Origin of the sequence: Dyadobacter fermentans DSM 18053, from assembly GCF_000023125.1 — a bacterium.
In the GTDB taxonomy this organism is placed as follows: domain Bacteria; phylum Bacteroidota; class Bacteroidia; order Cytophagales; family Spirosomataceae; genus Dyadobacter; species Dyadobacter fermentans.
In genome coordinates this window covers 406,430-426,275 of the sequence record NC_013037.1, presented here as the reverse complement: position 1 = coordinate 426,275, position 19,846 = coordinate 406,430, and the positions used below count along the sequence as shown (strand labels likewise).

Below are 19,846 nucleotides of genomic sequence, written 5' to 3'. Positions count from 1 at the left end.
GACTGAATCCTGGCTACAAATAACGCAATATTTGATTCGAAATTCAATTCCCTGCCTGAAAGCCCGATAATCCTTCCCACGTAGGTTTTTATCCACTTTGCGTAGGCACCCGTGGCCGTGCGTCCGCTAGTTTTGCATCAGAAATACAATCAGCCATGAAAACAAATCAGACTATGAAAAAACAATTTCTAACACTGTTAACACTTGCCGCACTATTCACAAGCTGCACCGATCACGATGTGCCAGCTACCAGCAATTACCACCTCGATGAAACTTCCGTAGCGGAATGGAAGGGTTATCTCAAAACGGGTTACTTCAACGAAGGCTCGCTGGAAGTGGAAAGCAACAGCCTGGTAATCGAGAACGGAAAGGTGAAAAGCGGGTCGTTCACGCTTCCGCTGGCGTCCATCGTGAACTTTAACCTGCCTACCGACGAGCTGAAACACCAGCTGGTACACCACCTGCAAAGCGCCGATTTCTTTCACATGGCGCTCCACCCGAATGTCACTTTCGAAATTATGAGCGTATCGCCGTATTCAGGAAGTGAGCCGGGTGTGGTATCAGGGGCAAACTTTCTGGTGACAGGACATTTAACGATGTTAGGCAAAAGTAATCCGGTCACGTTTCCCGCACGCATCGACCTGAATGGCAATTCATTCAAAATGGAGGCGCTTACGCAATTCGATCGCACGCTATGGGGCATGACCTACGCCACAGAGGCCGGACTGCCGGACGATGCGTCCATTAAACCCGGCATTGATGTGCATCTGAAACTTTCGGGCAGCAAAATGTAGGCATGCAGGCCTAAATGAAAACATTGCCGAAAACGAGGCCGCTGCGGCTTCGTTTCCGGCAATGTTTTTTTGTGGTACGGAAGCTTCAGGGCTTAGTATTCTACGAATGCCTCGTCCTTGTAACACCAAAGCCACCGCTCGCCGGGCTCGGCCGACGATGCCACCGGATGACCGGTGTGATGAAAATGCTTAGTCATGTGCTTGGCGGGCGAACTGTCGCAGCAAAGGGTCGCGCCGCAGGTCTGGCAGGTCCGCAAATGTACCCACCAGCCGTCTACCTTCCGGCATTCCTCGCACACCAGCTGGTCGGCGACCTTAATCTCCTGAATATCTTCAATATGCTTACAAACCTGCTCCATTATACTTCGCTTAGATATTGGTGAACAAAACTGATGGACATAGAACCTTCGCCTACGGCCGATGTTACGCGGTTCATTGCACCCGCACGGACGTCGCCAGCGGCGAAAATGCCGGGTGAACTTGTTTCCAGCAAATAAGGGTCGCGATCGGCCTTCCAGATTTCCCTGAAATTATCGTAATTCTTCATTTCCCGGCCCGTTTCGATGAAGCCCTTCTTGTTTTTGATGATTTCGAGGCCTACCCAGTCGGTGTAAGGCTTTGCGCCGATGAAGATGAATAGCGCGTCGGCAGGAACGGTCCGCTCCTCATTGGTATTCAAATCCACCAGTTTCAGGTTTTCCAGGTGTCCGTCGCCGTGCGCTTCAACAATTTCCGTGCAACCCAGTACGCTGATATTCTCCGTGCCGGCGATCTGGTCGATCAGGTATGACGACATGGACGACGTCAAATCGTTTTTCCGGACCAGAATGTACACGCTACGGGCAAATTTCGACAAATACATGGCCGCCTGCCCCGCAGAATTGCCCCCGCCAAGCACATACACATCTTTATTGCCGCATGAGCTGGCTTCGGTACTGGCCGCGCCATAGTAAATGCCCTTTCCGGTGAAGTCCTCCACGCCTTTGGTATCCAGCTTGCGGTAGTCAACGCCCGTCGTGATCACTACGGCCCTGGCATTCACTTCGTTACCATCTCCCAGCACCACGGTTTTGTATTGATCCTTCAATTTGATTTCCTTCACAAACTGCGGCGAAAGAAACTCCGTCCCGAAGCGCGTCGCCTGCGTGATGGCCCGGCGCGTGAGCTCGGCCCCGCTCAAACCCGTAGGAAAGCCCAGGTAATTCTCGATCCGGGAACTTGTACCAGCCTGACCCCCAGGCGCTTTACGCTCGATCAATAAAGTACTTAAACCTTCCGAAGCGCCATACACCGACGCCGCCAGCCCAGCCGGCCCCGCACCGATGATCACGACATCGTAAATCTGCTGTTTCGTCTTGGGATTCAAGCCAATGCGTTCGGCAATGTCGATCAGCGACGGCATTTTAAGCAAAGAACCATCTTCGAATATCACCACCGGAAAATCCACCGGGCAGAGGTTATTGCTTTGGGAAATCTGTCGCCCGGTTTCGCTCGATTCGGCATCGAGCCACAGGTAAGGCACCAGATTTCCGGCCAGGAAGTCTTTGATTTCGTGTGCTTTGGGTGAAAATTGATAACCTATCACTTTAATACCCTTAAAATCGGGGCGGTAGTTACCCTGCCAGTCGCGGAGCAGCTCGTCGATGGCCGGGTAAAGCTTTTCCTCCGGCGGGTCCCAGGGCTTCATGAGATAGTAATCCAGCTGCACGTCGTTAATGGCCTTAATCGCGGCCTCGGTGTCGGAATAGGCAGTCAGAAGCACCCTTTTGGCAAAAGGGAACATTTTCATCGCCTTTTGCAGGAAATCCACGCCCTGCATTTCAGGCATCCGCTGGTCCGAAATAAACATGGCCACCTCGTCGCCTCGGTTCTGCAATTCGAGCAGACTTTCCATCGCTTCCGCAACGGATGTCGTGCTCAGAATGCGGTATTTCTCGCGGTAGTGGGATTTCAGGTCGCGGCTGATCGCCCGGAGCACCTGCGGGTCGTCGTCAATCGAAAAGATGATGGGCAAAGCCATGGGAGCTTTTATTAATGTTAGTTGAGAGTCAAAATTATCCATTAAAAGGGAAACAAACCACAAACTCGGTGCGGCCGGGCTGTGAATGCAGCGTGACCGTGCCGCGATGCTGGCGAACGATCCGGTTCACCACATCCAGGCCAAGCCCGGTGCCTTTTCCCACCGATTTGGTCGTAAAAAACGGGTCAAAAATCTTGGAACGGATCTCCGCAGGCACGCCGGGACCATTATCGCAGATCGTCACTTTTACAAACTCCTTGTCGCGGCGCGAGATAAGTGTCAGTTCAGCGTCGGGCTGGTTGTCGAGCGCGTCTATGGCATTGTCTATCAGGTTCGTCCACACCTGGTTGAGCTCGCCTACCATCGCCTTTACAGGCGGCAATGTAAGGTCAAAATCCTCCATTACTTTGATATTCCCCTTTTTCAGCTTGTAGTTGAGCATGATGAGCGTATTGCGGATGCCCACGTGAATATCCACATATTCGCGCTCGCCCCCGCGGTCCATGTGCGTGAAGGTTTTCACTGAGCCCACCAGCTCGGCAATGCGCTTGGACGCTTCCTGAATATCGGCCACCATTCGCTCCGTAGTGAGGCTGTTGTTGATCCACGTCAGCACGGGCGAAAGGTCGGTGTGGTTGATTCTGGCTTTCAGATCTTCGAGATCGCCTTCGCCCACCCCGAATTCCACCAGGTTATCGGCAATGTCGTCGCAACCGTCGATCCGGTTCATATCAAGCCAGTCGAGGATTTCGTCCTCCTTTTCCGACCGCTTCATCATCGAAAGCACGGGCCGGCTGGTATTGTTGAGCAGACTCACCATTTTATCATTCAAAAGGTCGATCTCCTCGTGCGACAAATGGATTGACAGCAGCGATTTAAAAGAATCCGGCTGCATCAACAAATGCTCTTTCAGCGAGGCAGAACTCCGCACGATCGCCGCCGCGGGGTTATTCAGCTCATGGGCCAGCCCGGCCGAAAGCTTTCCGAGCGCCATCATCTTTTCGTTCTGCTGTTCGAGCTCGGTAAACTCCCGCACCCGCGAGGTCATCACGATCACCAGCGCCTGCGTGAGCTCATAATGCGATACGATCAGTTCTTTTAATAGCTCCTTCGGAAACGTCATGAGCTGCGTCGGTTCGAGGCACACGCCGTATGCAATGCCGATTTTGCCCCTCGAAAACGGCAGCATGCCCGTCACGGCCCCCGGCGCAAGCTCGGCGATCACGTGCTTCGTGTTGTTTTGCATGCGATACAGCTCGATGCGCCCTGAAAACAGGATGTGGGTGCCCGTGAGCGGCTCGCCGGGACGGGTCATGAGCTCGCCCTCGGGCAGTTCGTAATGCTGGCTGCGGTCGATCATCCATTGCAGCTGGTCGTCCGGCACCTCGCGAAACACTTCGATCGCCTGCAAATCCTTTACGCCGATTTCCTTCATGGTTGGTAATGGTTGAATTCAATTCGGGCAATTTCGAAATAAATCGGCATATGCTCCGGTTTTTTTGGCCGATGCACAACGAAATGCAGCTTCTATACAATTCCGCCTGTTACAATGCGGCTGTAAATCTTGTATTCCGGCAGTCCGCCGATGGATTCCGCCACGCTCACCTCCACCCAATCGCGGTTAGCCGGGTGCACAAAAGCGCCGTTGCACGTTGGGAAGAGCCGTTTCAACCGCTCGAACGAGTCGGCTTCGAGGTTGATCTCCTCGTGCCCGAGTTCGGTTGAGAGGTAATGCCCGGTACAAAGGCCGAGCGACGTTTCGAACTCGATCTTAACCATACTGCCGACGATTTCCTGCTGCATAATGTCGAGCACCACTTCCTCGCGAAGGTCTTCGGCAGTGCCCAGCGTTTCTTCCTGGTCGCCCAGGGCTTCTACTCCCGGGATATCGATAGTTGCCATTATTATCTGATTTGTTTGAACAGTAAAATTCAAAAACCATTCCGCGGCACCGCAATGGTGCTTTTCGCGCCATTCCGTTTATCCTTCGGTATGATTATTGCTTTCATTGGCTCCACAACGAACTGAAAATGAAAGTGGAGCGAAAGATACACATCGGCACTTCGGGTTGGAGTTACAAGCACTGGAAAGGCATTTTCTATCCCGAAAATGTGAAACCTGCGGAATACCTGACATTTTATGCCCGACATTTCCACGTTTCGGAACTCAATAACAGCTTCTACAAGCTGCCTTCCAGGGAGATCGTCGCCAAATGGCTCGATATGGTGCCCAGGGACTTCATCTTTTGCCCGAAAATGAGCCGGTACCTGAGCCATTTGAAAAAGCTCCGCGACCCGCAGGAGCCGCTGGACCGCTTTTTCAACATTTTCCAACCATTCGCCGATCGCTTGGGCCCGATCCTCATCCAGCTGCCTGCCAACTCGCGGTTTCACGCAGAAGTAGCCGGTAGATTTTACGAAGAAACAGACCGGTACGAGGGTTTTCGCTTCGCGCTGGAAGTCCGGCACCCGTCGTGGTTCTCGGAGGAAAGCATTGTTTTAATGAGAAAACACGGCATCACCCTCGTCTTTTCACAAGCCGACCAATTCCCCTATCACGAAGAAATTACCGCTAAGGACATATATCTCCGTTTCCACGGCCCCACGTCGCTATACAGCTCATCCTACCCCGACGACGTCCTCGAAGACTACGCCGAAAAGCTATCCACCTGGGCCGAAGACGGTCACCAAGTGTGGGCCTTCTTCAACAACGACGTAGGCGGCCACGCGCTGGACAACGCGAGGCGATTGCAGGAGATGGTAGATGTTAGAGAACCGGTACCTGGATGAATTTTGAATGATTGAATGATTGAATGACTGAATATTAGATAGTCACCCAACAAAAGAAAATAGAAAACCTATTCAATCATTCAGTCATTCAATCATTCGGTCATTCAATCATTCAATCATTCAATCATTCAAAATTCAATCATTGGGTCATTCACTCATTAACTTCCCGCCATGACACTTTCCAAGTACAACGAAAAACGCAAATTCGACAAAACGCCTGAGCCGAAGGGCGGCAAGGGCGATAACGACGAGCTTATTTTTGTGATCCAGAAACACGATGCCACGCGCCTGCATTATGATTTCAGGCTGGAAATGGAAGGCGTGCTCAAAAGCTGGGCGGTCCCGAAAGGTCCTTCCACGGACCCGTCGGTGAAACGTCTGGCGATGATGGTGGAAGACCATCCGTACGATTACAAGGATTTCGAGGGCATTATCCCCAAGGGAAACTATGGCGCGGGGACGGTTATGGTGTGGGATTTCGGCACGTATGAGCCCTTGGAAGAAGTAAATGGAAAATTGAAAGCTGTTAAAGGCAAAAAAGCCCGGGAAAAACTGGCGCTGAAAGAGCTGCATTCGGGCTCGCTGAAAGTGCGGCTGAATGGCAAGAAAGTGAAAGGCGAATATGCATTGGTGAAAACGAAAGGCATGGAGGAGAACGCGTGGCTGCTGATCAAGCACCGCGACAAATACGCATCTGAGGACGACATTACCGAGAAAGACCGCTCGGCCGTTTCCCGACGCACGCTCGCCGGCATCGAAAAGGCCGGTGACGCCATTTGGGAAAGCAATCACGAAGAAAAGAAATCAACCAAAGGCAAAACGAAAGCCGCTAAAACCGAAGCGAAAGATCCTGCCGAAGAAGCCGCCACTGAAAAAAAAAGTCCGGACGAGGACATAGCAGCCATTCTGAAAAAGGGCAAAAAGCAAAAGTTTCCGGATGACCTGCAACCGATGCTCGCTACGCTGGTAGACGGGCCGTTCGACGATCCCGGGTGGGAATATGAGGTAAAATGGGATGGATACCGGGCATTGGCCTATCTCAACAATGGGGAGGTAAAGCTGCAATCGCGGAACAGGAAATCGTTCAGCGACAAATTTTATCCTATTTACCAGCAATTGCAGGAATGGAAAATCAATGCGGTGATCGACGGCGAAATTGTGGTGATCAACGACAAAGGCCTTTCGGATTTCAATGCGCTGCAAAACTGGCGCAGCGAGGCCGACGGCGAACTGGTGTATTACGCTTTCGACATTGTGTGGCTCGAAGGCAAGAGCCTTATCCATTTGCCGCTGAGCGAACGAAAAGCTATTTTGAAAAGCATTGTGGATGAAAACAGTCCGGTACAGCTCGGTTACAGCGTCGAAGCGGACGGTACTGCGTTTTTTGAAGCAGCGCAGAAGATGGGCTTGGAGGGCATTATGGCCAAAAAATCCGACAGCGAATATTACCCCGGCCTCCGCACGCGCGACTGGCTAAAAATCAAGATCAACAAACGGCAGGAGGTGATCATCGCCGGTTACACCCTGAACGAAGGCTCATCCAAGCTGTTCAGCGCGCTGCTGCTGGCTGCCTATGCCGATGGCGAGCTGCAATATGTGGGCAAAGTAGGCACGGGTTTCAAGGAAAAACAGCAAAAGGAGATGATGGCGCTCTTCAAGCCGCTGATCGCCAAGAAAAGTCCTTTCAAAGAAACCCCCGATTACAACAAGCCCTCGCGCTTCCGTCCTAACCCGCCCCACGCGAATGCGACCTGGTTGAAACCGGAGCTGGTGTGCGAGATCAGCTTTACGGAAATTACGGCCGACGGCGTGTTCAGGCATCCGTCGTTTGAGGGAATGCGCGAGGATAAATCGGCGAAGGAAGTGGTGCGGGAGGTGGAAAAACCAGCGGAGGAAATCGTGGACGACGCGAATGAGCAGAGCGAGACCATCATCCGGAAACCGGGCAGAGCGAAACGGAAGACGCTTTTGAACCCTAAGGAAGAAACGCAGGTGCGCAAAATCAGCGGACATGAGGTGAAATTCTCAAATCTGGGAAAACTCTACTGGCCCGACGACAAGATCCAGAAGCGTGAGCTGATTAACTATTACTACCAGGTTGCGCCGCTGATTCTGCCCTACCTCGAAAACCGCCCGCTCTCGCTCAACCGCTTCCCGAACGGCATTAGGGGCAAGAGTTTTTACCAAAAAGATGTGACGGGCAAAGTGCCGGAATGGATCGAAACGACGCCCTATGTTTCGGAGGGTGAGAACAAAAACTTCATGCTCTGCAACGACGAGGCCACTTTGCTTTATATGGCTAACCTGGGGGCGATTGACGTGAACCCCTGGAACAGCCGCATTGAAACGCCCGACAATCCCGACTGGTGCCTGCTCGACCTCGACCCTGACACGACCAACACTTTCGAACAAGTGATAGAAACCGCGCAGGCCATTAAAAACCTCCTGGATTCGCTTGGCGTACCATCTTATTGCAAAACCTCCGGCTCCACCGGCTTGCACATTTACATCCCGCTGGGCGCGAAATACAGCTACGACCAATGCCAGCTCTTCGCCGAATGGGTAGCTGGCCAGGTGCAGCAGCAGCTCCCCGATTTCACGAGTGTGGAGCGCCTGACCAAGAACCGCAAGGGCAAGCTTTACATCGATTACCTCCAAAATCGCCCCAAGGCGACATTGGCCGCCCCCTATTCCGTACGCCCGAAACCCGGCGCGACGGTGTCGATGCCCTTGCATTGGGAGGAGGTGAAAGTGGGCCTGCAACTGAAAGATTTCACGATTTACAATGCCATGGACCGCATTCAACGGGAAGGCGACCTTTTCAAACCGGTGTTGGGTGAAGGGATCGACCTGGAAGAGGTGATTGCTAAAATGGGCTGATATTTTGGACTTTTCGAGGCTTGATTTACCGATTGCTAATTGTCCCCGGCACGTCATTCAACAACTTTGGCAAAGGTAGATTTTCGTGTTTTGTTTGTAGCCATAGACACCGACTGAATTCACACACCGTTGACAATAATAGATGCCTCGTTACGCTGCCACACACTAGTCGCCATATTACACACACTAGCACGTTAAGCACTATACACGCACTTTTTATTGCTTATCGGCGGAAACAAAAAAAGGGCCCTGTTCGGGCCCTTAACTATATCCGTTGATCGGAAGTTTAGATCAACGTTTCTGCCATTTGCAGGAAAATCGCTCTTTTGTAATATCCCGGATCATATTTCACCAGCACCTGGGTGCCTTTGCGCAGCGAATCGTACTTGGTATAAGGAAGCACTTCGCGCATTTCCGTCACAAAATCTTGTCCTGCCGTTGGTTTTACTTGTACTTGTACCTGAAATTCGGGCAGATTGTTAAGGTATTCGCCTGTCGGTCTGATCGCCAGCACAGTGGCATTCGCCTGAACGCCTTCTTTTAAAATCTTCTTCTTTCTCTCTTCCGCAATCCGCTTGCGCATGGACGATAAAATCCAAAAAGCGACCATGCAGATCAGGATAAGTGTAACGCCGATTTCCCTGTTATTGATTTCCACAGCTAAATTTTAGTTAAGAGTGTGATGCCCAAAAATAATGGAATAACTCTAAAAAAAGTACCATTTCACTTATCTAACGGTCGATCTTGTGAGCAAAAGGCAAAAGTCATTCGTTCGAGCCAAGAATTTCACGGTAAAAAGCAATTCAGTGCAACGCTATGAGGCAACCGGTTATAAGAGTTGCGATTGCATTGCGGGTATTTTTTTATAAATTTTATTGAAATAATACTGAGCGCGTGATGGCATGATTTTCTGCATTTCCTGCGTATTGATCAACCCTTATTCACCATGGCAATGGAAATCAAATCGAACCACTCCACCGGCAACCGCCCGGACGGAGACCGCATCCTGGATGCGCCCTATGTTTTCACCGATATTCCTATGTATCTCGAACAGCTGAGATCAGAAAAATCGTGGGTAAAAAATGACCGTAACGCCATCACCGTCTACAAATCGGACAAAATCACGATCGTGATCGCGATCCTGAAATCCGGCGCGACGCTCAACGACCATTCCATCGACGAGTGCCTCACGTTTCAGGTGTTGTCCGGTGAATTGAAGGTGGCAACCGAAGGGCGGGTATTTTACACCACAAACGGCCAGATGATGTCATTCCATGCACGCCTGCCGCATTCCATCACGGCGCTGGCCGATTCGGAAATTCTCATAACCACCTACAAAGCGTAGCTGGCTGGCAGAGTTTTTGATCGCACATGCAAAAACTTTGTAACTAACTATGCCATCTACCATTGTAATACAATGCAGCAAAGCACTTGCTGAACGGAAGCTCACCGTCGCTTTTGCTGAAAGTGCCACCGCCGGCAGACTGTCGGCAGAGTTCTCGCTGTGCCCCGACTCCGGAACGATATTGAAGGGTGGGCTGGTGTGCTACGACGCCTCACTGAAAGAGAGCATTCTACACGTTCCCAAAGATATGCTCAGGCATTTCACGCCGGAAAGCGCGGAGGTAACCCGCGAGCTCGCCGAGCGCCTGCAAGTTTTCATTCCTGCCGACATACACATTGCGGTAACGGGCCTCACCTGCCCTGGTGGCAGCGAAACGCCTGAAAAGCCCGTCGGGACGATGTTCATACACCTTTGCACGAGAGGTAAATCGCTGGCCGTCCGCCATGAGTATTCGGGAGCGCCGGAGGAAATTATGCTCCAATGCATTGACGGCGTAGCCAGCCTGATACTGCAAGAGATTCCCGTCATCAGCGAACCGGCATGAAAATCGGCGACAAATTGCTCAAAGAGCTCACCAAACGATACGAGCCTGATAGCACCATCGACAAAAAGTTCGGCCGGTACGACCTCACTTTCCGGACCGATGGCGACGGTAACCCCGTGATGCTCTTCATCGGCACCCGCGATGCCGCCGGACGAATCAACGGCAACCGGTTCACGAGGGTGACGGTACGCGACGCCGAAGGAAAAGTGGTGAAGGACCATTGGGACGCGAAAGGACGGACCTGACGCGGTATCATTTTTGTAATATTTCGCAGCTAATCAACAAACAAAGACAATTATGAAACGAGTAAGAGCCAGTTTGGCAATGTTATGTATCACAGCGGGCATACTGCTCACATCCTGCGGCACCACCAACAATCAGGAACGCGGGGGCGAAGGCTCCGGCAGTGCCTCGGAAACGACCCCGAATGACAGCAGCGGGGCCGAAAGTAACAAAGCGATGGGCGTGGGCGAAGGTAACCAGAATGAAGAATTGGGCTACCCGGCCAATCAAAGCAACCTGAATGCCGACTCGACCCGGAAAAAACATGATAATGATGTCGGCAAACCTGACCGGAACGAGTAAAAAATAAAGGGGTCGGCATAATGCCGGCCCCTTTCAGTTTGTTGACGAAATGTAATTTGATCAATGGTAGGCGTTCTCCGAATCGCGGAGTCGCTTGATCGTATCGTGTCCACTTTTCAGCGTAGCTTTCTGACGGGTGACGAGCGCGCGGAGTTCCGGCGTCAGGTCATTGGATTCCAATGCCGAGTCGTAGGCTTTTTGAGCTGCGTCTTCACCGAATTCTGAGTTTTCCAGGGAAGTTTTGCGGCCGTCGCTGCTGAATGCCGCTCTTACGTCCATCCAAACGCGGTACAACTTGCCCGATACCATCGTACCAGTCGCAGGCTCGCCGCCCAGTGCAGTCACTTCGCCACTCAGTTCGAGTACATTATCGCGACTGTGGTTGGCCAGGCTGTTGTAAAGCGAGCGCAGGTCGGTGTCGCCGGTATCCGTTTCGTCGTATGCTTTTTCGTATCCCGCAATGCGGTCGTTGTTGATCAGGATCAGGTCGTTGAGCGTTTCTATGATTGCTGCATTTTGTGCCATGATTGTACATGTTTGGTGTTGCGCTCATTGTAAAAACATCTGTTCCAGCTCGATTCAGCCTGTCTGGCGGTTATCACAATGCAGATTTGTGGAGGTTTTTGCGCCGTATATGCAGCCAGTGACCCGCTATCGGTTACAATAGCCTACTTTTCACTCAGCTTCCGCCTGACTTTACTTAAAAACTCCGGTGAAAAACCCAGATAAGAAGCAATGTAATGCTGCGCAACACGCTGTGGAATAGCGGGATAGCGATTCAAAAAATCGAGATATTTTTCGACGGCGCTCGTGGAAATCGTCCTGAATAGGCGTTCCTGCGTTTGGGCGAGGTTGCGTTGCACCATCAGGCGGAACATACGTTCGAAGCCCGGGACGGTAGAGAGGAGCTTTTCCTTGGTTTCGGGCGTGAGAATCAGCACTTCGCAATCTTCCAGCGTTTCAATGTAAACGTGGCTGGGCGACTGGTTATGAAAACTGGTAATGTCACTCACCCACCAATCCTCCACGGCAAATTGCAGCGTTACTTCCGCCCCGTTGCTATCAATATAATAAGTGCGGATGCAGCCTTTGAGAATGTAGGCTTCAAACTGACAAACCTCGCCCTGCTGCAAGAGGAAGGTCTTTTTCGGAAAGGTTTTGTGTTGAAGTAAAGAATCGAAATGATCGAGGTCCTGCGCTGTGAAAGGCAGGCACCTCAGTGCGTAACTATTAATTTTTTCAAACATGATCCGGTCAATCGGTTAGCCTCCGGCCAATGCGTGCCGGATCTCGGAATAAAGGAGACCGCTGCCGCCTCCGAAATGGCGCAGGCAAACGATCTTAGGGTTGATGGCATTGCAAAGCGAAGTGATGCGCTCGCCCGTGTCCTCATCCACACCCACGCCCAAAAGTACTAAATCGACCGAATTTAAACGAAGTACATCTTCCGCTTCCTCCAAAGAACCGGCCGGAATCCCGTGCCATTGTTCATTCTGATTGATCAAACGGATAATAGTTTCAAGGATTTCCGGATGATTGGCTACTGCCAGGATATTGATCTGCGACATGTTAACGATCGTTTTGCCGGCGATTTCGCACCGGCAGATGACTTTACCATTTTTCAGGAACCTCGATCACCAGAACCGAACTTTTCTCCAGTGCTTTCACCGGCACAACCGACTCCGGCCAAAATCCGTACCCGTCGCGCCTGGCAAGCGATTGTCCGTCCACCTCCACATTTCCGTCGATCACGAACAGATACACGCCGTTTCCATCTTTTTTGAGCCGATAATCAATTTCAAAACCTTTATCAAGCTCGGCCAGGTGAAACCAGGCATCCTGGTTGATCCACACGCCTTCATCGGCCGGGTCGGGCGAAAGTATTTGCTGGAAACGGTTATGCCGGTTGCCCGAAGCATATTCCATCTGGTCGTAGCGCGGTGTCACGTTCAGCTTTTTGGGATACAACCATATTTGCAGGAAGGTAACCGGCTCGTCAGGATCTTTGTTGAATTCGGTATGGTAAACGCCAGTTCCCGCGCTCATTACCTGGATTTCGCCCCGGCGGATCACGGCCACGTTGCCTATGCTGTCCTGATGTTCGAGCGTGCCTTCCAAAGGAATAGAAATGATCTCCATGTTATCGTGCGGATGCCGGCCGAAGCCTTTCCCGCCATTGACTGTATCGTCATTGAGCACCCTCAGCGCACCGAACTGGATGCGCTGAGGATCGTAATTTCCGTGAAAACTGAAAGTTTGAGCACTTTGGAGCCATCCATGGTCGGCGTAAAAGCGCGACGCAGCCGGATGCAGTACGGAATTTTTCATGATTATTTCAAAATCGTATTGTTCACCAATTGAATTTCGTCTCCCGAAATGGTGTGCGGCCGTCCCGGATACACAACCTGGCTCACCGCCGCATTCATATCTTCGAGGATCGTCACACTTTCCTGCACCCGCGAAACAGGCACGTGCGGGTCAGGATTTCCGGTGGAGATAAATACGGGAGTTTGTTTGAAATCACCTTTATAATTGCCGATTGCCAGCTCCTGGCCGATCAACCCTCCCGTAAAAGCGATGATCCCGCCATATTTCCGCGCGTTGCGGGTGGTGTATTCCAAAGTAAGACAAGCGCCCTGCGAAAAGCCGGCAAAGTAGATCTGCTCCGCCGGAATGCCCTGCGCCTCTATTTCGGCCACCACCTCTCCTACCAGCGCCAACGCCGAATCCAGCGCCGGCTGGTTTTGCTGCACCGGCGCCATAAAGCTGTAAGGATACCAGCTGTTATTGGTCGCTTGCGGCGCGTAAATTGCCATTTCATCCAGTTTCAGCACTTTTTGAAGAGAAATAATATCCGCAGCAGTCCCGCCCCGGCCATGCAGCATGACTACCGCCTTTTTAGCCCGCTGAACAGGCACCCCGCTGGTGATGATTTGTTTGCTATGAGTGTACATGGGAGTGTTTGATTTTATTGAGTTTGGATTTGAATGTTGAATGACTGAATGATTGAATGATTGAATAGTACATTCAGTTATTCAATCATTCAATCATTCGATCATTCAATCATTCTAAAATCAACCAAGCACCGGCAATACCTTCACAATCTGCTCTCTGCGGGGCTCGTATTGTGGGGGGAGCATTAGGCCGGAGCCTAGTTGCTCAACGGTTTCGTCGGTTGCGAAGCCTGGGTTGTCGCTGGCTATTTCGAACAGTACGCCTCCTGGTTCGCGGAAATAGAGCGAGTAGAAGTAGTTTCTGTCGATTTTATCGGTGATCTGCAAACCGGCGTCCAGTACTTTCTGGCGGAATTCCATCAGAATGTCGTCGTTGGCCACCCGGAAAGCAATGTGGTGCACCGATCCTTTCGCTACATGGCCCGCTCTTTCGCCGGGAGCTTCCACCAGGTCAACGATATTTGCATTGTCAACGGCGTCCGTCACGAAACGGAAGCGGTTTACATGCTGTTCAACGAGGCGGTAGCCGAAGATGTCGGTCAGCACTTTGGCGGTTTCGGCGATGTTGGTCGTCGTGATCGTCACATTATGGAAACCGCGGGTTGCGTATTCGGCTGTCACTTCGGGTGTCGTCCATGGCGTGCGGTTATCGGCGACTTTGGGCACGGTCAGTTCGTATTTCAAACCGTCGGGATCGAGGAAAGTCAGGTATTGCTCCCCGAATTTCTCGGCGGGTTTGTTATAGGTCACTTTGTTGGCCTCCAATCTTTTCAACCAGAAATCGAGGCTACCCTCGGGCACGGAATAACCGATTTCGGTGGCCTGGCGTGTTCCGCGGCGGCCAGCGGGAATCTGGTTACCCCATGGGAAGAAAGTCAGGATCGTGCCGGGCGTACCGTTTTCGTCGCCATAGTAAAAGTGGTAGGTATTGGGATCGTCGAAATTGACGGTTTTTTTCACCATTCTCAGGCCTAATACCCTTGTATAAAAATCGTAGTTGGTTTGCGCGTCACCAGCAATAGCTGTAATGTGGTGGATGCCGTTGATTCTATTTTCCATTGTCTTGTTCAGTTAAGATGTCTCTTTGTTTTTGATGATACAAAGGTATACTCCCGGGCAGGGGCACGGCATTGAACTAGGACAAGAAAAACAGAAATGCTGAAAATTATTCGAGCGGGCTCAGCAGACTTAGCACCGCATCATCTTCCACCACTTTTCCGGCAGCCCTGGCGGCTTTGAGGTAAATGCTCATGGGAAATTTTCCATCGAATGAAGGATCTGTCTCCACCATCGGTACTTTCAGGCGGGCATGTTTCAGGCTGGCCAGGTCGGAAAGCGACACGTAGCTCAGCTCTGGATTCCCCTGGCCCAGATCGCAGAGGCCGAACGCAATATTGTTCACCGGATCGAGCTCCGATAGCAGCCAAATGGCCTTTCCGTACTTGGAATGCAACTTCACAACGGGCGCGTGATCCTTCGCAAGCTGGTTTTGCACCTCTTGCGCATTGTGGATCATAATCTCAATCAGGTTTTGAGGAATCATTTTAGACATGGGGGCAAATTTAAGGTTTTTGTCCGGGCGCCGAAGCGCGGGCGCACCATAAAATAATTCCTTTCTGCCGGTGGCATTCTTTCCAATGCATATTTACCTAACTTCCCCCCAATATTTATCCTTCTACCATTTGTCCAAAAACAGCATATGCGCCCTCACGAGCGTGTAACCGCTGCTTTTACCCATTTGCAATCATTTGAGTAAGTATTAGTTCTATCCATCCTCTTTAAAAATCAGTGTATGAAAAGAAATCTATCACTATTTAGTACCATTTTTATTCTAACTGCTTCGCTAAATGTATTCTCGCAGGTTGTAGTAACATTTCCAACAGAGCGTGCGGTATTCCAGCGTGACAACGCCAACGAAGCCGACGTATACATTGGTGGGTACGTCACGCAGGCCTATCAACGGATCGAGGCCAGGCTCACGCCGCGCGTGGCCGGCGAGGGCACACCATCCCCGGCAGACGGAAGCTGGGCCATTCTCGACAATGAGATTTCCGCCGGGCAATTCCTCGGTTCATTGCGCGTAAAAGGCGGCTGGTATCAACTCGAAGTGCGCGGCGTGAACGCTGGCGGCACATCGGCGGCGGCGTCCGTAGCCCGTGTGGGCGTGGGCGAGGTGTTTGTGGTAGCGGGACAGTCCAATGCCACCGGAGGCGACTCGAACCCGAACGGCCCCGGCGCAGCACACGACCAGGTAAACAGCGTCGATTTTCAGAACGTCAATCCCGCAAATTCCACCATCACCCCTTACCCGGATGTACAGCTCCCATGCCCGGCATTTGTGCATTTGGATGCACAGACCAAAATGGCGCCGTTCGGCAATTATGCCTGGTGCTGGGGATCGTTCGGTGACAAGATTTATGAGAAATTCCGCGTGCCCGTCATGATTTTTAATGCCGGGTGGTCCAGCACCGGAATCAACAACTGGAAACAAACCACGGACCCGAACGGGATCACCACGAGCGCATTCGGCTACACCTTTCCGACCGGCCTTCCATTCGGACATTTGCGGCTCGCATTGAACAATTACATCGCGCAGCTGGGCGTGCGGGCGGTTTTATGGCATCAGGGCGAAACCGATAATTTGCTCGAACAGCCGGGCGACGACACTTACAGCCGGTACTTGTCGGGATTGTGGGATGTTGTGAATGCGAGCAGGAACCTATCCGGAAAGCCTAACCTTGCCTGGGTAGTAGCACGCGCGTCGCGGTTTACGGTCAACAATATAAGCCGTGTTTCCACCAATGTCGTGAATGCACAAAACGAGCTGATCAACAACGACGGCCTTTATCCGCACGTGTTCCAGGGCCCGGAAACAGATCCTTATTACAGCATCGAATACCGGCACGACGAGGTCCATTTCCGCGGCGACGGGGTTACGCAATCGCCGGATGGCCAGATCTACTCCGGGCTCTTGCACCTCGCGGGCTTCTGGTCGGATAAGATAACGCCGGAATTCCTGAGCCAATCGAACCCCTACGCGGCAACTCCGCCACCGGCCGTTGCTGCCGTGTATGTTCCCGGCGGCACGCAAGTCACCTTCACCGGACCGTCTGTCCCGGGCGGACACCAGTACAATTGGCTTATGGGCGACAACTGCAACCAGGTCCAGCACACCTCGCAGCAGTGGACCGTAGGCGCGGGATTGTACAAGCTCAAAGTCATCGACCCCAACCGGAATGCGGTTTTCTCGCCCACTTTATTTGTATCAGGTAGCGCATTGCCCGTCACCTGGCAGTCGTTCACGGCCCGCGTGGGCGACCACGGGCGTGTGGTACTCAACTGGTCGACCGCATCGGAACTGAATGCATCCCATTTCGAAGTCCAGCGAAGTACCGATTCCCGCACATTTGCTACCGTTAAAGCCGTGAATGCCGCCGGCAACTCACGGGCCAGTTCGTATTACGAGTATGAAGATGAATATCTGCCGAAAGGCACCTACTATTACCGCCTGCGGCAAATCGACGCGGACGGCCAATCGGACCTGACCCGCATCGTGAGCGTTCGCATCGATGGCAACGAGGCCGTGCGCATTTACCCCAATCCGGCAACGGACGTCATCACGATAGAGTCTGCCGGAGCGTTGAACCGCATTGACATTTACACTAGCACAGGCCGGCTGATCCGCAGGAGCCAGACGTTGGAAAAATCAATGCAAGTCAACATCGCCGACCTTCCCACAGGTCTGTATGTGGTGAATGTGGACGGGCGCGAGTTTAAAATTGTAAAATAGCTGGTTTTCCGCCGGGATAACTTCCCGGCATTAAGTGACTATTGCCCCGCCTGCGACGAATGCTTTTCGTCATGCAAATGGCTGAAAGGTGTTTCAATCAATTTGATTTGAAGCACCTTTTCCATTTTACAGATCGTCTCCAAAGTGAGGTTTTCGGAGCCTTTCACGATTTTGCTGATGTACTGCGGAGAACAGCCCATCAACCCGGCAAACTCGCGCTGGGTAATCCCCTTCTCGCGCAGCGTTCTGAGAACAGCCAGAGCAATTGTGCCGGAAACACGTAGCCAATAACGATTTTCTTGCCTGTATTCGGCGTCTTTGACCCACTCGGTGTCCGGCACCGCCGTCAATTTTAGTTTTGTTAGTGCATCCATATAATTTGAAATTCAGAAAAGTTCAAACAACCCAAATTCATCTTTTTGATCAACCTTCAAAAACTCCCGAACGGCATCCAACTTCCGCAGCTCCTCTTCCAGATGTGCCCGCTCATTCATCGTTCGTGTCAGTTTGATCGCGCCACCCGTTATCACAAAGTGATTCACGCTCAATCTGATGGCATATATGCGCAGCCAGCTATGCATACGAAACCCCCGCGCCTTACTCCTTTCCAGTTTTTCCAGTCCGCACGTGTAACGTTGCAATGGCTTGAACAATGTGGACAGATTTTCAAAACCTCCGTCCCTACCCAAATGCGCGATACGTAAAAGCGCTTTTTCGAGCTTATGAGCCTCGTCAATGGTGGCTGTCACTGCTTCCTCAACCGAGGTATTTTCCCAAAATGCAAGCAAATCTGCATAATGCTCATCAAAAAATGATTCGAGATACGCCCAGTCATTCCAAAGCTCAAATACCTTTCTCAATTCATGCTTCGACTCACCCGCAAACCGGACAGAATACAAGCTTCCCGGCACCACTTCAAATATACCATCGGTTTTCATAGAAATCAACTTATAGGTTTACATATTTTTCACTCTCCATTCTTGGTACGTCTGCATTCGGGTTTAGTAACAGATTTTATTTTCACACACTCACACAGCATTTCAGCCCAAATCATCTCCCCCACGCACTTTTGCAGCTCCAATGGAATGAAAAACCACCTTTTCAATGTTGTGTAGGCTGTTGCAAATAATTTGACAAAATTTTAAGCAGGTTATGAACTGGATTACCATTAGTAGTGAAGCAGAGGTAGAGGATATTTTTCAATCAACCGATTACTCGATTATATATAAGCACAGCCCGCGATGCATGACCAGCCTGATGGCCTACCGGCAGCTTAAATCAGAAGTGAATGCCGCTTCCGACGTTCAAATTCCCATATATATTGTAGATGTGATCCAGAACCGCAGGGAGTCGATGGCGATTGCCAACAGTTTTGGTGTTGAGCACGAATCTCCACAGATCCTCGTCGTGAAAGGCGGGCAATGCATCTACGACGCTTCGCACGAAGATGTTTCGCTGCGAGAGTCGCTGGCGTCTTTGAATTGAATTTCAATCCGTTAAAACACTTTCCGAAAGTTTTTAGAAAAATATACTGGAATAAATCCATACAAATGGATTTATTCCAGTATATTTGTACATCAACAAACGGAAATCATGACGGGCCTGCATTATTCGATCGTTTCGGAGAAAATGGTATGGATTTGGTACTATGACCATCTCGGAGGAAAGCACCTTAAAGAGTTGCTGGCCGATGATGCAGCTGCCTTCGTCAAACGGCTTAAAGCAAAGAGAGAGACAGAATCCGGCCTGGTTGGAACGGATTTTTTAGCACAATATAAAACGACACACTAGAAAAGGCTTATTAACACTTCATCATCTACAAACGCAGGAGAGCAGCCCTAAAAGCTGCTCTTTTTGTTTGCCGCGTCCGGCATCCACGATCCGAGCCGGAGTGCCCACTTTTCCAGTAGCTCCACGAGGTCGTCGAGGATCACGGGTTTGCTCAGGTAGTCGTCCATTCCGGCGGCAAGGCACCGCTCCTTGTCCTGCTGCAACGCATTGGCCGTCATGGCGATGATGTACGGATGTAAAGTTTCGCGGGCTTTGATCTGCCGGGTCGCTTCTAGCCCGTCCATTTGCGGCATTTGCATGTCCATCAGGATCACGTCGTAGGTGGTCTTATCCACTTTTTCAAGCACTTCAAGG

At 51.4% G+C, this 19,846-nt stretch carries 25 protein-coding genes; 10 read left to right on the top strand and 15 right to left on the bottom strand.

The features are described 5' to 3' along the window. Positions 1–173 precede the first annotated feature (173 nt). The gene (locus DFER_RS01840; protein WP_229206150.1) at positions 174–794 is read left to right on the top strand and encodes a YceI family protein; all 621 of its coding nucleotides are present in this window, start codon (positions 174–176) and stop codon (positions 792–794) included. A gap of 92 nt (positions 795–886) precedes the next feature. Here DFER_RS01840 and DFER_RS01835 read toward each other — a convergent pair whose 3' ends face one another. The 4 genes from DFER_RS01835 to DFER_RS01820 form a co-directional block, all read right to left on the bottom strand. After that, entirely contained in the window at positions 887–1,153 is a 267-nt protein-coding gene (locus DFER_RS01835) for a UBP-type zinc finger domain-containing protein (protein ID WP_012779987.1), read from the bottom strand. After that, on the bottom strand, positions 1,153–2,814 hold the full coding sequence (locus tag DFER_RS01830; RefSeq protein WP_041734645.1) for a response regulator: 1,662 nt from the start codon (positions 2,812–2,814) through the stop codon (positions 1,153–1,155). The genes DFER_RS01835 and DFER_RS01830 overlap by 1 nt, the downstream gene beginning before the upstream one ends. 34 nt (positions 2,815–2,848) lie before the next feature. Next, a complete protein-coding gene (locus DFER_RS01825; protein WP_012779985.1) occupies positions 2,849–4,249 on the bottom strand; it encodes an ATP-binding protein in 1,401 nt (466 codons plus the stop codon). A gap of 92 nt (positions 4,250–4,341) precedes the next feature. Next, the gene (locus DFER_RS01820; protein ID WP_012779984.1) at positions 4,342–4,716 is read right to left on the bottom strand and encodes a hypothetical protein; all 375 of its coding nucleotides are present in this window, start codon (positions 4,714–4,716) and stop codon (positions 4,342–4,344) included. Between the two features lie 128 nt (positions 4,717–4,844). Here DFER_RS01820 and DFER_RS01815 point away from each other — a divergent pair, with 128 nt between their 5' ends. Together DFER_RS01815 and ligD are read left to right on the top strand one after the other, a co-directional pair. Further along, a complete protein-coding gene (locus DFER_RS01815) occupies positions 4,845–5,603 on the top strand; it encodes a DUF72 domain-containing protein (protein WP_012779983.1) in 759 nt (252 codons plus the stop codon). Positions 5,604–5,774: 171 nt separating this feature from the next. Further along, positions 5,775–8,483: a DNA ligase D gene (ligD, locus tag DFER_RS01810; RefSeq protein WP_012779982.1), complete on the top strand. Its 2,709-nt coding sequence runs from the start codon at positions 5,775–5,777 to the stop codon at positions 8,481–8,483. A 286-nt stretch (positions 8,484–8,769) separates the two neighbouring features. Here ligD and DFER_RS01805 read toward each other — a convergent pair whose 3' ends face one another. Then, on the bottom strand, positions 8,770–9,141 hold the full coding sequence (locus DFER_RS01805; RefSeq protein WP_041734640.1) for a hypothetical protein: 372 nt from the start codon (positions 9,139–9,141) through the stop codon (positions 8,770–8,772). Between the two features lie 288 nt (positions 9,142–9,429). On the opposite strand from DFER_RS01805, the gene DFER_RS01800 reads away from it, so the two are divergent. Genes DFER_RS01800 through DFER_RS01785 form a run of 4 tightly spaced genes read left to right on the top strand, consistent with a single transcriptional unit; the run spans position 9,430 to position 10,957 of the window. Continuing rightward, positions 9,430–9,828, top strand: coding sequence for a cupin domain-containing protein (locus DFER_RS01800; protein ID WP_229206149.1), 399 nt, complete (start codon positions 9,430–9,432; stop codon positions 9,826–9,828). 49 nt (positions 9,829–9,877) lie between these two features. Continuing rightward, positions 9,878–10,372, top strand: a complete 495-nt coding sequence (locus tag DFER_RS01795) for a CinA family protein (protein WP_012779979.1) — start codon at positions 9,878–9,880, stop codon at positions 10,370–10,372. Continuing rightward, the gene (locus DFER_RS01790) at positions 10,369–10,617 is read left to right on the top strand and encodes a hypothetical protein (protein ID WP_012779978.1); all 249 of its coding nucleotides are present in this window, start codon (positions 10,369–10,371) and stop codon (positions 10,615–10,617) included. The genes DFER_RS01795 and DFER_RS01790 overlap by 4 nt, the downstream gene beginning before the upstream one ends. Positions 10,618–10,669: 52 nt before the next feature. Further along, the gene (locus DFER_RS01785; RefSeq protein ID WP_143828628.1) at positions 10,670–10,957 is read left to right on the top strand and encodes a hypothetical protein; all 288 of its coding nucleotides are present in this window, start codon (positions 10,670–10,672) and stop codon (positions 10,955–10,957) included. Between the two features lie 60 nt (positions 10,958–11,017). Here the strand turns inward: DFER_RS01785 and DFER_RS01780 are convergent, their stop codons facing one another. The 7 genes from DFER_RS01780 to DFER_RS01750 all read right to left on the bottom strand — a co-directional run bounded on the left by DFER_RS01780 (position 11,018) and on the right by DFER_RS01750 (position 15,463). Continuing rightward, complete coding sequence (locus tag DFER_RS01780) at positions 11,018–11,482, bottom strand: PA2169 family four-helix-bundle protein (protein ID WP_012779976.1); 465 nt, start codon at positions 11,480–11,482, stop codon at positions 11,018–11,020. 143 nt (positions 11,483–11,625) lie between these two features. After that, positions 11,626–12,204, bottom strand: coding sequence for a Crp/Fnr family transcriptional regulator (locus tag DFER_RS01775; protein ID WP_012779975.1), 579 nt, complete (start codon positions 12,202–12,204; stop codon positions 11,626–11,628). 15 nt (positions 12,205–12,219) lie between these two features. Then, positions 12,220–12,525, bottom strand: coding sequence for a response regulator (locus DFER_RS01770; RefSeq protein WP_012779974.1), 306 nt, complete (start codon positions 12,523–12,525; stop codon positions 12,220–12,222). Positions 12,526–12,568: 43 nt separating this feature from the next. Further along, positions 12,569–13,285 (bottom strand): pirin family protein, encoded by a 717-nt coding sequence (locus DFER_RS01765; protein WP_012779973.1) that lies wholly within the window; start codon positions 13,283–13,285, stop codon positions 12,569–12,571. Between the two features lie 2 nt (positions 13,286–13,287). Continuing rightward, positions 13,288–13,911 (bottom strand): alpha/beta hydrolase, encoded by a 624-nt coding sequence (locus DFER_RS01760; RefSeq protein ID WP_012779972.1) that lies wholly within the window; start codon positions 13,909–13,911, stop codon positions 13,288–13,290. 120 nt (positions 13,912–14,031) lie between these two features. Continuing rightward, positions 14,032–14,970 carry a ring-cleaving dioxygenase gene (locus tag DFER_RS01755; protein WP_012779971.1) on the bottom strand — a complete coding sequence of 313 codons (939 nt, stop codon included), beginning with the start codon at positions 14,968–14,970 and terminating at the stop codon, positions 14,032–14,034. Between the two features lie 106 nt (positions 14,971–15,076). Further along, on the bottom strand, positions 15,077–15,463 hold the full coding sequence (locus tag DFER_RS01750) for a DUF2958 domain-containing protein (protein WP_012779970.1): 387 nt from the start codon (positions 15,461–15,463) through the stop codon (positions 15,077–15,079). 240 nt (positions 15,464–15,703) lie between these two features. On the opposite strand from DFER_RS01750, the gene DFER_RS01745 reads away from it, so the two are divergent. Then, positions 15,704–17,701, top strand: a complete 1,998-nt coding sequence (locus tag DFER_RS01745) for a T9SS type A sorting domain-containing protein (protein ID WP_012779969.1) — start codon at positions 15,704–15,706, stop codon at positions 17,699–17,701. A 38-nt stretch (positions 17,702–17,739) separates the two neighbouring features. Here the strand turns inward: DFER_RS01745 and DFER_RS01740 are convergent, their stop codons facing one another. Together DFER_RS01740 and DFER_RS01735 are read right to left on the bottom strand one after the other, a co-directional pair. Next, on the bottom strand, positions 17,740–18,075 hold the full coding sequence (locus DFER_RS01740) for a helix-turn-helix domain-containing protein (RefSeq protein ID WP_012779968.1): 336 nt from the start codon (positions 18,073–18,075) through the stop codon (positions 17,740–17,742). Between the two features lie 12 nt (positions 18,076–18,087). Further along, the gene (locus tag DFER_RS01735) at positions 18,088–18,639 is read right to left on the bottom strand and encodes a hypothetical protein (RefSeq protein WP_012779967.1); all 552 of its coding nucleotides are present in this window, start codon (positions 18,637–18,639) and stop codon (positions 18,088–18,090) included. A 214-nt stretch (positions 18,640–18,853) separates the two neighbouring features. Between DFER_RS01735 and ytxJ the strand changes: the two genes are divergently transcribed. Continuing rightward, positions 18,854–19,186 (top strand): bacillithiol system redox-active protein YtxJ, encoded by a 333-nt coding sequence (ytxJ, locus tag DFER_RS01730; protein ID WP_012779966.1) that lies wholly within the window; start codon positions 18,854–18,856, stop codon positions 19,184–19,186. Between the two features lie 108 nt (positions 19,187–19,294). Further along, positions 19,295–19,492 carry a hypothetical protein gene (locus tag DFER_RS01725; protein WP_012779965.1) on the top strand — a complete coding sequence of 66 codons (198 nt, stop codon included), beginning with the start codon at positions 19,295–19,297 and terminating at the stop codon, positions 19,490–19,492. Between the two features lie 47 nt (positions 19,493–19,539). Here DFER_RS01725 and DFER_RS01720 read toward each other — a convergent pair whose 3' ends face one another. Further along, positions 19,540–19,839: a response regulator gene (locus DFER_RS01720; RefSeq protein WP_041734639.1), complete on the bottom strand. Its 300-nt coding sequence runs from the start codon at positions 19,837–19,839 to the stop codon at positions 19,540–19,542. Between the last annotated feature and the right edge of the window lie 7 nt (positions 19,840–19,846).